The organism is Nonomuraea turkmeniaca (assembly GCF_005889735.1).
GTDB classification, from domain to species: domain Bacteria; phylum Actinomycetota; class Actinomycetes; order Streptosporangiales; family Streptosporangiaceae; genus Nonomuraea; species Nonomuraea turkmeniaca.
The window spans coordinates 1-12,502 of the sequence record NZ_VCKY01000006.1 but is presented as its reverse complement, the minus strand read 5'-3'; the positions used below and the strand labels follow the sequence as shown (position 1 = coordinate 12,502).

The following is a 12,502-nucleotide window of genomic DNA, read 5'->3' as shown; positions in this document are numbered from 1 at the left end:
CAGGTCGAGTATGAGGTTGCGTGCCTGCTGGGTTACCTACGTGCTGGTCGGGTTCGCCGTGACACCCAGCACGTGAACACGGCGGGAGGCATGCTCGACTACGGCGAAGCAGTACGGGCGGGCGAGCGTGATGGTCTCGACGTGGAAGAAATCAGCGGCCAGTATCCCGGATGCCTGGGCCTTCAGGAACTGCGCCCATGTCTGGTCGCCGCGCCGGGGTGCGGGATCGATTCCGGCCTTCCTCAAGATCGCCCACACGGTGGCGGGGGAGACCTTGCGGCCCGGTCCGGCGACCTCCCCGGCGATGCGCCTGTAACCCCAGGTCGGATTCTCGCCGGCCATCTGCAGGACCAGGGCTCGGATCGTGCGACGAATCGGTGGTCGTCCCGGCGCGCGGCCTGGGTAGGGCCACCGTCGCTTCACCAGGTCGGCGTGCCAGCGTAAAAGCGTCCGCGGCGTCACGAACAACCGGTGCCGGCCATGTCGCGGCAATAGCCGGGCAAGCGCGGACAGGATCGCCCGGTCTGCCCATGACGGGCGGGGTGCGCCGACCTGGCGGCGCAGGACTGAGAGTTGGTGACGCAGGACGAGGATCTCCATATCCTTAGACGCCTGTGAACGGGTGAGCAACACGATCCAGCCGAACACCCTCAAGACGATCAAGTACAGCAGTCGCAGGGCCATCCCACGAGCTTGCTGCAACCGAACCGTCTGGTAGTGCGAAATCCCAGATCAGACCCTGTGACATCTTGGGTCTCTCGCTTTGGCGCGTTTGCGCGCCACTCGTTGGCCGCCGTGCCACCAGCGCCATGTGTCGAACGCGCCTACGGGGACCCACTTGCTGTAGTTATCGCCGACGCTGTCCACGAACCGAACCAGCCCGCAGATCATGCGTGTGCGACCGCACAGCAGCGCGACCGCTTCCTCAGGCTCGACAGAGCGCAACTCGTTCTCCGGCTCGTCCGCCCATGACGGCAAAGCCAGTGACTCTCCGATGCACGCCAAACGGTTACCTCGGCGCCTTCGGGCCCGTCATGACCATGACGGAGTTCGCGCAAGGAAGGTAACAACATGGCCGGATCGGGTCCGCACGAAGCACTGGCGGGAGCCTTCGAACAGCAGCGCGAGCGCCTGGTCGCGGTCGCCTACCGGATGCTCGGGTCGCGGGCGGATGCCGAGGACGCGGTGCAGGAGGCGTGGATCCGGCTGGCGCGGCAGGACGCGGCCGCGATCGACAACCTGGCCGGCTGGCTGACCACCGTGGTCGGCCGGGTCTGCATCGACGTGCTGCGCTCGCGCACGACCCGGGCCAACCTGTCGTACGAAGACCGGCTGCCCGAGCTGGTGGTGACCGTGGACGGCGGGGCGACACCCGAGGACGACGTGATGCTCGCCGAATCGGTCGGGCTGGCACTGCTGGTGGTGCTCGACACCCTCACGCCACCGAACGGCTGGCGTTCGTCCTGCATGACATGTTCGCGGTGCCCTTCGCCGAGATCGGCGAGATCATCGGCCGGTCCACCGACGCGACCAAGATGCTCGCCAGCCGGGCCCGCCGGAAGGTGCAGGGCACACCGCCGCCGGAGCAGGAGCCGCGGCGGCAGCGCGCAGTGGTCGACGCATTTCTTGCCGCGGCGCGCAACGGGGACTTCGAAGGGCTCGTACGACTGCTCGATCCGAAGGTGACCTGGCGCACGTACCACCCGCAGGGCGTGCTGACCACGGTCGGGGCGGCCGAGGTGGCCGGTCCGATCCTGCGCGGCATCAAGTCGATGACCTCGGCGCTGGCGGTCCTGGTCAACGGCGAGCCCGGATTCGTGGCCTGGGGTGCGAACGGCAAGGTGCTCGGCGTGGTGGCGTGCACTGTGGTCGACGGCCGGATCGTCGAGCTCCTGACCGTGAGCGACCGCAAGCGCCTCGACACCATGGGTCTGCCCGCGCGACCCGAGTAGCGCACGTCCATCGCATGGGGTTGTTACGTCTTGGCGGGGGGCTTCGTCGTAGTGGTGCAAGCATCCGAAGACGAAGGAGATCGAGATGGAAACCCGGATCAACCCCATGGTCAACGAGGTCGGGTCGAAGTGGGCCAAGTACATCATCTCGTCGAACAAGGTCATCACCGACTCGGCACTGCCGAAGGCGGTGCAGGAGCTGGTGAAGATCCGCGCCAGCCAGATCAACGGCTGCGGCGGCTGCCTCGACATGCATACCAAGGACGCCGCGGCCGCCGGCGAGAGCATGGTGCGGATCAACTTGGTCGGGGCATGGCGGGAGACGACCGTCTATACCGAGGCGGAGCGGGCGGCGCTGGAACTCACCGAGCAGGGCACCCGCCTCGCCGACTCCAGCGGCGTCACCGATGAGGCGTGGGCGAACGCGGCCAAGCACTTCGACGAGGATCAGCTGACGGCCCTGGTGGCCCTGATCTGCACGATCAACGCCTTCAACCGGCTGAACGTGATCACGCGGACGCCCGGCGGCGAGTACCAGCCCGGTCAGTTCGGCTGACGCGGGCATTCCCCCTCAGGGTCACGGGCGGTCCCGGGACGACCCCGGGACGACCCCGGGTCCGTTCGTCACCCCCCGACATTGGGCCAAGGACAAAACTCATGAACATCGCACTATGGATCGTCGCCGGATTACTGGCCGCCGCCTTGCTGGTCAGCAGCGCCAAGCTGTTCGTGCCCAAGGAGAAGATGGCCAGCCTCGGCGCCGCAACCCGATGGGCCGAAGACTTCAGCCCCGGTGCTCTCAAGACCATTGGAGGCCTCGAGTTCCTGGCCGCGGTGGGACTGATCCTGCCCGCCGTACTCGGCATCGCGCCGGTTCTCGTTCCGTTGGCCGCTACAGGTGCGGTGCTGCTGTTTGTCGGCGCGATCATCACGCGCCTCCGTCGTGGCGAGAGAGCAACGGTCGTGGGCGACGTGGTCTATCTCGCCCTGGCCGCTTTCGTGGCGTGGGGCCGCTTCTTCGGCCCCGAGTCCTTCATCGGCTGATGCCCTCGCGTGCGGGGTCGGGGCGGCAGTCCCCGACCCCGCAGGCCGTCCCTGGGTGTGAGGTTCGTCGTCGGTGACGTGGTTGGTGCACACAAAAAACGAAACTAAAGGAGATCTCCACCATGATCCTGGTAACCGGTGCCACCGGAAACGTCGGTTCCCACGTCGTCCGCCAACTCCTGGAGGCGGGTCAGAAGGTCCGCGTCATCACCCGCAACCCCAGCGGCCAGGCATTCCCCGACCAGGTCGAAGTCGCGACCGGCGACCTGACCCAGCCCGAGAGCCTGACGGAGGCCCTGTCCGGCATCGAGCGGGCCTTCCTGTTCCCCTTCTTTCAGGGGGTCGACGGATTCCTCGACGTGGCCAAGCGAGCCGGCCTGCGCCACGTCGTGATGCTGTCCTCGATATCCGTCACATGGTCCGTGCCCAGCTGGGTCGGCGAGGCGCACCTGCGGCTCGAACGATCCGTCCAGCGTCCGGGTTGCCGTGGACCTTCGTGCGGCCTGACGGGCTCACGACCAACGATCTGGTCTGGGCATCCCAGATCATCGACGGCGATGTCGTCCGCGGACGGTACGGCAACGCCGCGACGGCCCCGGTCGACCCACGCGACATCGCCGCGGTCGCCGCCCGCAGCCTCCTCGACGGGCGCGCCGGCCAGGGGTACTCGGTGACCGGACCCCAGTCGCTGACCCAGATCGACCGCCTGCGCATCATCGCGGAGACCATCGGGCGGCCGTTGCGGTGGCAGGAGCAATCCGAGGACTGGTTCCGGGACGAGATGGCCCGCCTCGGCATGCCCGCCCAGGGGGTCGACGATTACGTCGACGCGCTCACCGCGAGAGTCGGCAAGACCGCGGAGGTCCTGCCGACGGTCGAACAAGTGACCGGCCGGCCGCCCTTCACCTACGCATAATGGGTCGCCGACCACACCGCCGCCTTCGGAACGGCGTCGACCTGACGGATAGGCGGCACCTGCCGGCCGCCGGGCACGTCCCGAGGGACGTGCCCGGCGGCGGTGTCCGCGGTCACTCAAGCTGTCGTCGCCGGCGAGGCCGACCTGATGATGATCAGCGCGTTGAGCGGGCGGCCGCGCTGGACGAATTGCGCCGGCCGGCTGAGGAGATTAATCGACACGCCTGGTGGGCGACGGTGGACAATCGGCACAGTGCTTGGATGACGCTACGGCGTGCCGCGGCCGACGGGTAGCGCAATGACCTCAACGAGGTCAGCAAGGTCGACGTGCTGGCGAAGGCCGTCGATGCTGGCGCTGTAGGCGAGGAAGTACCTGCGGCCGTTCAGCACTTGAGTGACCTTGAACAGTGGGGTGGTGTCGAGCACGATGATCTGGACTTCGACACCGCGGGGTCCCCGCCAGATGCTCGCCACCCCAGAACTATACAAATCGGACAAATAGTCATAATTCCGACGTCGCTGTGTGCTCGTTGACGTCGGCCTTTAGCCCGGGTTCAGAGGGTCGTGGAGGATCGTATCGGCGGGGTCGCCGAAGAGCGGGCCGGGAGTGGCGAGCAACTGGTCGACGGCCTCGGTGCGGGTGGCGGCGCGGTGCACGACGACGCGCCCGTCGGGAGCGAGGGCCTGCCAGCGGCGGCCGGAGCGATAGACACGCCCGAGCTCGGTGTCGTCGAAGCCGTCGTGGATGTGCACGCGGTAGGAGCCATCAGGCAGGCGCGGCAGGTTGTCGGCGAGCGCGGCGGCGGCCAGCTGCGCCGGGGTGAAGGGACTGATCGGCCGCTCGCGCGGCGAGCGAGCGCGCGGCCTGCGGGGCGTGCGGGCCTCGGGCCCGAGATCGCGCAGGGGCGCGGGTGCGACCAGCGCGGCCAGCAGCGCGGTCACGGCCTGCACGCGGTTGGTGCTGGCCGATCCGGGCACCAGGCCGTCGATCGTGCAGGCGACGTCACAGCCGCGATCGTCGCGCTGGAGCCAGCCGACGCAGCGGCTGCGCACGATGACGTCGGTGCGGCCGGGCACGCGCCGCCGGGTGCGGCGTGCACCCATCCCGCCCGTGCCCCCTCGACCAGGAGAAGGAAGTCCTCGCCGTAAAGCCGCGCCAAGTACAGCTCCGACACCGGGCTCCGCTCAGGACAGCACGCGACGACCCCCATCAAGAAGGCCTGATCTCGGAAAGATGTCTCGTTCGGGGCAGATGCCACCCACTGGCGGGCATCGCGACCGCCAAGATCAATCTCACCGATAATGGCTGTACCGCTGCTCCTCAGCCCCGAAGGACCTTGAGGTGGACCAGATTGAGCATTCATCAAGAATATCAATGCTATAGCCGCCAGTTTGGCATTAGACGTCATGCCTCGTCTGCCTCCATGCTGATACCAGACAGATCGTCACGAGGAGGACTGGGGCAATGACCACAGGTACGGGCAAGGTGACCTGCGATCTCACGATCACGCTCGACGGGTGCGCGGCCGGGCACAACCAGAGCGAACAGCGCCCGTTCGGCGACGACGGCGGCGACGGCTGGGGCGACAGGCTGCACGCCTGGTACGTCGAGGGTCCGGAAAAGCACCCCGAGATCTCCTGGATGATGACAGCCAAGGCATTCATCATGGGCCGCAACATGTTCGGTCCCGTGCGTGGCGAGTGGGACCGGGAGTGGAACGGCTGGTGGGGCGACAACCCGCCGTACCACGGCTCGGTCTTCGTGCTCACCAACTACCCGCGTGATCCGCAGCCGATGGACGGCGGCACCACGTTCTACTTCGTCACCGACGGCATCGAGGCCGCGATGAAGCGCGCACGCGAGGCGGCCGGCGACGGGGACATCTCCATCCACGGCGGCGCGACCACCGTCAACCAGTACCTCGCCGCGGGCCTGATCAACGAGATGCGGCTGCACATCGTGCCGTTCACCCTCGGCGCCGGTACGCGACTGTTCGACGGCGTCCCGCCGCTGAACCTCGAGCAGGTGTACTCGCGATCGTCGGACTCGGCTCAGCACGTGACCTACCGCGTCCTGCCCTGACCCGTACCGACACCACCGCCAGCCAGGTGGCCCCCTTGGACCGCTTGGACTGGCCGAAGTAGTGCGGGTTGGGCCGCCCGTACAGAGAACGGACCGGCACCACGAACCGCAGCCCATCGGCGGAGGCCACGAGCCCGCCGCCCCAGTCCTCGCGGGCGACATCGATGTCGGCCTTCCTGGCGATCAACCGGCCCGACGCCGCCCCCATCCCCTCATGCTGGAAGCAGCCCTTCTCCACCCCGATCAGCCGATGCGGGCCCAGGGCGGGATCGCCGGGCTTGACCACCGGCTTCAACCCGACATTGCAAGAACGAGCCACCATCAGCGCGGCCAGGCTGATGTCCAGATCCGCCCGCCGTGGCGTCGACCCGGAGATGTGCTCGAAGGCGTCGAACATGCCCGTATGACCGTGCACCTCCAGCAGCAGCTCGGGGTAGTCGATGCGCGGCAGCATCGCCTTGGCCGCCTGATGGACCGCCTCATATGCCTGCGGCAGCGGCGCGGCTTCCAGCTTGGCCAGATTCAGCTTCCCGCCCTTGATCGTGATGGCCGGGTTGGCCTCCAGTCCGTCGGCCAGGCCGCGGTACGCCTCATCCAGGTCGACCGCGAGTTTGCGCAGGTGAGTGTCCGGGTCGGCCTCCAGCCCGAGCGCGGTCAAGATGCTGGGCGCGCACACGCTCCACAGGGCGCCGGAGATGAGTTTGGCTCGGGGATCGCCGGACTTGTCCGCGCCGACCGCGTATACGTCCTTGCTGCGCAGCGCCGCCCACAGCGCCTCTAACACGCAGAAGGTGTAAGCGTGCCGATCGATCTGCTTGCCGCTCAGGTCGGGGTTGTCATACACCAGCCGCCGCCACGACCCCGACACCAGCTCCCGGTGCGCCTGCGCTGCCGTACGGCGTAGCCCCGTATCGGACCTCGGCGCGATAGCAGGCGGTGAACACCGCGCAGTGCCACACATGCCGGGTCAGGGGTCGGTGATGGTCACAGGCCGATCGAGGTGGCGGGGCCTGGTCGGTCAGTGAGGCTGTGGAGGCGGTGGCCGAGGCTGGGCGGTTGCACGCCCCTACAGGTAGAGATGATCGCCTGGGTGTTGAACCTTCATCCAGGTGTCCAGGAGATTCGACTGCTTGGTCAGGAATTTCTGGTGAGCAGTAGGCAGGTCGTCGCCGGTCAAGGAAGCCTCCAGGAGGGTCTCGATTTCCCATGCGGCGAGACAGCCACTGAAGTGGGCGACACTTTCAATCGCACTGTTCGCCGCCGGTCCACCGTGGGTCACGGAGTTGCGCACTCGTATGAGCCGGTCGAGCGCCTGCACCCACGGCCCCCGGTCGGTTTCGATGCCGATCAGCACCTGGCCGGGAGCTTCTTCGTCCTCAACAGCCGCGCCGAGCTGCTCGGCGATCATCGCGTGCAGCCGTGCCATGCCCGCCACACCCTCCGGCAGCCGGGCCTTGGCCAGTCGCTTGCCGGTGGCATCCATCAGCTCCACATCGTGATGGTCTTCGGCCCAGTCGTCTCCCACGAACAGCCGCACAAATCCTCCCGTCGATGTCTTCGTTCGCGCTGGTCAGCGGCAGCCCGCGGGAGAACCATCGGCGACCTAATGAAGCAGTGCTCACGCCACATGCGGGCGGGCACGACATCCCAGCAGCGATCAACTCTCCCGACCAACCGGCAGGAGCACGATCTTTCAGCAGGGCTCAAGGTCCAGGGATCACGAGTGCTCACCTGCCGGTCGCCACTATCCGTTACGGAGTCTGCCGGATGGCTTACTCCCAGCACTCATTAGGGGGTCTTGGTCCAGACGACCTTCTCCTCGCCCGGAACGAAGTCCGGCCCGCCAGGAGAGGGGATGTTGGTGAAGAAGCCCAACCCGGTATCGAGATGGCCCTTCAACGTGTCCCGGCCGCGACGACCGCGTCCTCAGCCGTCTTAGCGGGTCTCCGGATTTCCTGTCCACATGAAAACCCCGGCCGGGCGGGAGAGGCTGTGGCCGGACCTTGCCGAACAGCACGCCTTCCTCTCGGTTGCCCGACATGATCAGTGCCGGGCTCGCCATCTCCTTGAGCCGTTGCACCGCCTGGTCGTACATCGCGCGGCTGGCGCCGCCCATCTGGCGGGCCATGATCAAGTGCAGGCCGATGTCACGCGCTTGCGGAAGTAACTCGGCCAGCGGTTGCAGAGGGTTGTTCGAGGTGGCCACCAGGTCGTAGTCGTCCACCACGACATACAGATCGGACCGTTGCCACCAGTTGCGCCGGCGGAGCTGGTCGGGGGTGAGGTCGGCGGGCGGAAGGCGCTTGAGCAGGGCGTGGCGTACCTCCTGCACCAGTTCGGCCGCCGCCGTACTCGCCACGGCGTAGCCGATGCGGTGTTCGGTGGCCGCGGTGTCCAGGAGGGACCGGCGGTAGTCGATCACCACCATTCTGGCTTCCTTGGGCGTCTTGCGCGCCACGATGCCTTGCATGATCAGCTTGAGCACGTTCGACTTGCCGCATCCGGTGTCGCCGAAGACGATGAAGTGCGGGTCGGCTTCGAAGTCGAGCACGACGGGGGAGAGCGTCGCCTCGTCGATGCCGATCGCGATGCGGTGCTTGCCGATCTGCTCCGGACTTGGCATGTCGGTCGCGGGCAGCAGCGACGGCGACAGCCGCACTGGGGAGCGACGGGGCCTTGCCATGCGGTCTTGACGCTTTCCACGAGGGCACGCATCCGTCGACGAGGTCGTTGGTGCCGTGCAGCCCGTCGATTCGAGGAAGGGCCGACAGGAAGTGCATGCCGTCCTTGGTGAGCCCGCGCCCCGGAGTGCCTTCGGGCACCGCAACTGAAGCATTGCGGCCGATCTCCGACTCGTAGGCGTCGCCGAGCTTGAGCCCGACCCTGGTGCCGAACAGGTCGCGGATGCCCGGCCGGAACTCCGACCACTTGTTGGTGGTCGCGATGACGTGGACACCGTAGCCGAGCCCGCGAGCCGCGAGGTCGGTGATCTCCTGTTCCAGGGTCTCGTGCTCCTGCCGGATCGTCAGCCAGCCGTCCACGACGAGGAACACATCTCCCCAGCCATCGCCTTCGATGCTGCCGTCGGCCAGTCGTGTGCGGTAGGTGGCAATTGAGTCGACGTTATGCTGCACGAAGTCCCGTTCGCGCTGCTGGAGGATGGCCGAGATCTCGGCGACCGTACGGCGGATCTTCTCCGCGTTCTGGCGGGCCGCCACGCCACCCACGTGCGGGAGGTCCTCCAACGCCGACAGCGTGCCGCCACCGAAGTCCAGACAGTAGAACTGCACCTCACGGGGGGGTGTGCGTGAGCGCCATGCTGCTGATCAGAGTGCGCAGCACGGTGCTCTTCCCGCTCTGCGTGCCGCCGGCGATGCCGACGTGCCCGGCGGAGCCCGACAGGTTCAGCCAGTATGAATCGCGGCGCTGGTCGAAGGGTCTGTCGATGATGCCTATAACGGCGTGCAGCCGCCCCCTGCCGTTCCAGTCCGGCGTGGAGAGCCCAAGCTCCGGGGTCACCGACAATCGGGGAAGCAGGTCGGCAAGGGTCGGCGGCTTGCCCAGCGGCGGCAGCCAGATGTGGTGCGCGGCGGGGCCACGTCCCTGTAGCCGGCTGACCACGATGTCGAGCAGACTCGGCTGTGGCCCCTTTTCCTCCGCTTCTGCGGGCACCTTCGCCGCCGGCTTCTCGACGACAGGCAGCGGGATGTAGCGTGGCCCGTACTCGACGATCTCACGTGCCGCGGGCTGCCCATCTTCCGTCACACGCCTGGTGTCCGGCTGGAAGGCACCGGAGACATAGGCGGCCTTGAACCGGGTCATGCCGGTGGTGTCGAACTTGAGGTAGCCGTTGCCCGGTGCCGAGGGCAGCTCGTAGGCGTCGGCCACGCCCAGGACGGCACGGCTCTCCATGGCCGAGAACGTGCGCAGGCCGATCCGGTAGGACAGGTGCGTGTCGAGCCCGCGCAGCCTGCTCTCGTCCAGGCGCTGCGAGGCCAGCAGCAGGTGCACGCCGAGCGAGCGGCCAAGCCTGCCGATCATCACGAACAGCTCGATGAACTCGGGCTTGGTGGACAGCAGCTCGCTGAACTCGTCGAGTACGACGAAGAGCGTGGGCAGCGGCTTCAGCTCGGCACCCTACTCGCGGGCCCGCGCTCCTGGCGCAGGCGAACGACGCCGAAACCGAGGTGTTCGCCCAGTAGCCGCAATCCGCAGATGCTGGGCGCGCCGATCAGTGGCGCGCCCAGCGAGCTGAGCGGACGCCCCGGTTCATGGGGCGTCCGCTCAGCCGCGCGATCTGATCTTGTTCCAGTCGAGGAATGTCAGGTCAGGACCCGTAGACGCCATCTCTGGTGATCATCAAGAAGGAGTCATCCTCGCGTAGTGAGGCTGTCGGCGACTCCACACAATCGCCTGTGCCGGGCTTCTGTTCGCCATGGTGGTGGCCTGACGACGCCTCGTCACACTTGTGCGGAGGCTTCGGGGTCTCGTGCGGAGGCTTCGGGGTCTCGTGCGGAGGCTTCGGGGTCTCGTGCGGAGGCCTCGGCGTCTCGTGCCAGCGGTATGTGTCGGTGATGGACACCTGCTGGGCTTCGTAGGTCTCCACGGTGACGGTGGGCGGGTCGATGACGGTGGTCACGTCGACGGTCTGGTTGTCGCCGTTGGACCGTTCGGTGATTGTGCATACGCTGCCGGCTGGGATGCCGGTGATCAGCCGCCGGTGCTCACCCGGGGCGGTACCGGCGGGCAGAACCCTGGTGAAGCGGCGGTTCAGGGAGGAGTCCGGGGCCTGGCAGTCCACGACGATCGCGATCCTGCCTTGTCGCCCTGCCGCTTCGCCGGTGATTGTCTTGACGATCTCCAGGCTGCCTGCGGCGAACGGTTCAAGTGTGGCGCCGGCTCGCGCCACGAGTTGGGTCTGTTGCGCCAGGACGAGCTTTTGGGCCTCCTGGAGGCTGGGGTTCGTCCCGTCGTAGAGCAGGACCGTGCCCACGAGCACGGTGACGACGCGTTCGAGCACGAAGCCTTGCGGGTCTTCATCGGAGATGCTGCGGGCCCACAATCTCGCACTGGGCTGGACCACGTCACCGTCCCCGAGCCGGTTGTTCCCGTTGGGGTCGGTGAAGACCTCGACCCCCTGCGACCGGATCGTCGCCGGGCCGTCTGCGGTCACCGTGAACGGGCCGACGATCTCCCCGGTCGCCGGAGCCGCCATTTGCTCGGGAGTGACCGTTAGTTCCGGTTCTTCCGGCTCGGTATCCGGTCCGTTGGCCAGTGCGTCTGCGACGATGGCCTCGGCGTAGGAGCGGACGGGACTGTTGGTGGCCAGGATGAGGTTGTCGCTGAAGAACCAGATGGCGGCCTGGACGGCTGCGGCCCGGGTGTCGTCGTTGGAGGCCTGCGACGGTTCGTCGGTGGTGGGGAAGTAGCGTCTGAGGATGTATCCCACGTAGCCGAGGTTGGGAACGTTGGCTTCGCTCCAGTCGCCGATGACGTAGTGCACGCCGATCTCGGTGTCGGTGTTGAGGTCGATGCAGTAGGTGAGGCCGGTTCGGCCGCTGACCGGGTCGGTGATCTGGAGTGTCCCGGCGTAGGAGATGGCGTGTGCGGTGGATCCCGCAGGGATGGCGTCGGGATAGCCGCCGAGCGGATCGAATCCCTCGGGCGCGTCGTACCCGGACACCGAGAGACCATCACCCAAGCCGGTGAGCTCCGCCTCGGTGAACAGCCCTGCCGGGTCGTCGAGGCGGGGTATCGGATCGACCTCCGCAAATGCCGTCACGGGGGTGGTTAGCGCCAGGACGAGACTCCATATACCGACGATCACTACTGCAGTAGTGATCGCCGGGAGAGACCGGCGGGGCTTGAATGTACGGTTGTGTTGCCGTTGCACGGCGTATCCTCCGCGATGACGAACAGCCAAAGGCGTGACGCCAGGTCACACCGGCCATGATTACGCTATGTAGTCGAAGAATGGCATACTGTAGTGAAATGGCGAATGATGCTCAAGACCTCCGCGTGGCGGCTCGCCCGCACTTGGGGTGCCCCTCGGGTTAGCGCACCCATCTACCGCTGTGGGGATGTCCCGTATCAGGGCCAAGCGGCCCGCTCGCTCCGGCACCGCCCAGCCGGCTATCCGATAAGAGCCTCATCTACGGCATGCGTGCCACGGCCGCGGCACGGTTGTTAGACGACGTTTGATGTGACGACGATCTGGGGTGTTGGCGTCACGGTGGTGAGTATCGCCTGAGAGGACAAGGTTGGGCCTTGTCCTCGTTTCGTGTGCGGCGACAACGTGCGGATGTCCGGAAAGGAGACGGCCCTCCCGTCTCTCTTGGCCGAGTCGCCGGGAGGGCCGTGCGTTGCGCACGGAGGCGCTGTGCTCACGGTAGAGGCCGACACGGCTCGGGTCGAGACGCGACTGGTGGCGGGAAAGATCGTCTGCCGGGGATGTGGACGGGGGTTGCAGCCGTGGGGCTGGGCGCGCCGCCGGGTCATCCGCGGGCTG

Annotated in this window: 12 protein-coding genes and 4 pseudogenes; 7 read left to right on the top strand and 9 right to left on the bottom strand. The window is 67.1% G+C overall.

Translation table 11 applies throughout. From position 1 onward, the window contains the following. Positions 1-36: 36 nt before the first annotated feature. Positions 37-684 carry a hypothetical protein gene (locus tag ETD86_RS56640; protein WP_211369787.1) on the bottom strand — a complete coding sequence of 216 codons (648 nt, stop codon included), beginning with the start codon at positions 682-684 and terminating at the stop codon, positions 37-39. A 387-nt stretch (positions 685-1,071) separates the two neighbouring features. Here ETD86_RS56640 and ETD86_RS59570 point away from each other — a divergent pair. The 6 genes and pseudogenes from ETD86_RS59570 to ETD86_RS57835 all read left to right on the top strand — a co-directional run. After that, positions 1,072-1,242: pseudogene (locus ETD86_RS59570) on the top strand (sigma factor); the annotation flags it as partial. Positions 1,243-1,472: 230 nt separating this feature from the next. After that, positions 1,473-1,952, top strand: a complete 480-nt coding sequence (locus ETD86_RS59565; protein WP_342779219.1) for a sigma-70 family RNA polymerase sigma factor family protein — start codon at positions 1,473-1,475, stop codon at positions 1,950-1,952. An 85-nt stretch (positions 1,953-2,037) separates the two neighbouring features. Continuing rightward, the gene (locus ETD86_RS02845; RefSeq protein ID WP_138664495.1) at positions 2,038-2,508 is read left to right on the top strand and encodes a carboxymuconolactone decarboxylase family protein; all 471 of its coding nucleotides are present in this window, start codon (positions 2,038-2,040) and stop codon (positions 2,506-2,508) included. Positions 2,509-2,609: 101 nt separating this feature from the next. Continuing rightward, on the top strand, positions 2,610-2,996 hold the full coding sequence (locus ETD86_RS02840; protein ID WP_138664494.1) for a DoxX family protein: 387 nt from the start codon (positions 2,610-2,612) through the stop codon (positions 2,994-2,996). 122 nt (positions 2,997-3,118) lie between these two features. Next, positions 3,119-3,379, top strand: a pseudogene (locus ETD86_RS59885) (SDR family oxidoreductase); the annotation flags it as partial. A gap of 113 nt (positions 3,380-3,492) precedes the next feature. Continuing rightward, complete coding sequence (locus ETD86_RS57835; protein WP_246147556.1) at positions 3,493-3,912, top strand: Rossmann-fold NAD(P)-binding domain-containing protein; 420 nt, start codon at positions 3,493-3,495, stop codon at positions 3,910-3,912. A 266-nt stretch (positions 3,913-4,178) separates the two neighbouring features. On the opposite strand, the gene ETD86_RS02825 is transcribed toward ETD86_RS57835, so the two are convergent. Together ETD86_RS02825 and ETD86_RS02820 are read right to left on the bottom strand one after the other, a co-directional pair. Beyond that, complete coding sequence (locus ETD86_RS02825; protein ID WP_138664491.1) at positions 4,179-4,385, bottom strand: transposase; 207 nt, start codon at positions 4,383-4,385, stop codon at positions 4,179-4,181. A gap of 69 nt (positions 4,386-4,454) precedes the next feature. Continuing rightward, on the bottom strand, positions 4,455-5,015 hold the full coding sequence (locus tag ETD86_RS02820) for a hypothetical protein (protein ID WP_138664490.1): 561 nt from the start codon (positions 5,013-5,015) through the stop codon (positions 4,455-4,457). Positions 5,016-5,376: 361 nt separating this feature from the next. Between ETD86_RS02820 and ETD86_RS02815 the strand changes: the two genes are divergently transcribed. Then, complete coding sequence (locus ETD86_RS02815) at positions 5,377-5,994, top strand: dihydrofolate reductase family protein (protein ID WP_138664489.1); 618 nt, start codon at positions 5,377-5,379, stop codon at positions 5,992-5,994. Here the strand turns inward: ETD86_RS02815 and ETD86_RS02810 are convergent. The 6 genes and pseudogenes from ETD86_RS02810 to ETD86_RS54775 form a co-directional block, all read right to left on the bottom strand. Further along, positions 5,879-6,862 (bottom strand): Tn3 family transposase, encoded by a 984-nt coding sequence (locus ETD86_RS02810; RefSeq protein WP_170222845.1) that lies wholly within the window; start codon positions 6,860-6,862, stop codon positions 5,879-5,881. The two genes, ETD86_RS02815 and ETD86_RS02810, sit on opposite strands and share 116 nt — an antisense overlap. A 438-nt stretch (positions 6,863-7,300) precedes the next feature. Then, a pseudogene (locus tag ETD86_RS02805) lies at positions 7,301-7,477 on the bottom strand (IS110 family transposase); the annotation flags it as partial. 261 nt (positions 7,478-7,738) lie between these two features. Beyond that, positions 7,739-8,653: an FtsK/SpoIIIE domain-containing protein gene (locus ETD86_RS57830; RefSeq protein ID WP_246147562.1), complete on the bottom strand. Its 915-nt coding sequence runs from the start codon at positions 8,651-8,653 to the stop codon at positions 7,739-7,741. A gap of 151 nt (positions 8,654-8,804) precedes the next feature. Next, positions 8,805-9,284, bottom strand: a pseudogene (locus ETD86_RS58970) (FtsK/SpoIIIE domain-containing protein); the annotation flags it as partial. A gap of 1 nt (position 9,285) precedes the next feature. After that, a complete protein-coding gene (locus ETD86_RS58965) occupies positions 9,286-10,035 on the bottom strand; it encodes an FtsK/SpoIIIE domain-containing protein (RefSeq protein WP_281286863.1) in 750 nt (249 codons plus the stop codon). Between the two features lie 286 nt (positions 10,036-10,321). Then, complete coding sequence (locus ETD86_RS54775) at positions 10,322-11,776, bottom strand: thioester domain-containing protein (protein WP_170222844.1); 1,455 nt, start codon at positions 11,774-11,776, stop codon at positions 10,322-10,324. Between the last annotated feature and the right edge of the window lie 726 nt (positions 11,777-12,502).

Coding starts and splice junctions, on each gene's coding strand:
- ETD86_RS56640 (WP_211369787.1), bottom strand. CDS start 684: ATGGCCCTGCGACTGCTGTACTTGATCGTCTTGAGGGTGTTCGGCTGG.
- ETD86_RS59565 (WP_342779219.1), top strand. CDS start 1,473: ATGTTCGCGGTGCCCTTCGCCGAGATCGGCGAGATCATCGGCCGGTCC.
- ETD86_RS02845 (WP_138664495.1), top strand. CDS start 2,038: ATGGAAACCCGGATCAACCCCATGGTCAACGAGGTCGGGTCGAAGTGG.
- ETD86_RS02840 (WP_138664494.1), top strand. CDS start 2,610: ATGAACATCGCACTATGGATCGTCGCCGGATTACTGGCCGCCGCCTTG.
- ETD86_RS02820 (WP_138664490.1), bottom strand. CDS start 5,015: ATGGGTGCACGCCGCACCCGGCGGCGCGTGCCCGGCCGCACCGACGTC.
- ETD86_RS02815 (WP_138664489.1), top strand. CDS start 5,377: ATGACCACAGGTACGGGCAAGGTGACCTGCGATCTCACGATCACGCTC.
- ETD86_RS58965 (WP_281286863.1), bottom strand. CDS start 10,035: ATGATCGGCAGGCTTGGCCGCTCGCTCGGCGTGCACCTGCTGCTGGCC.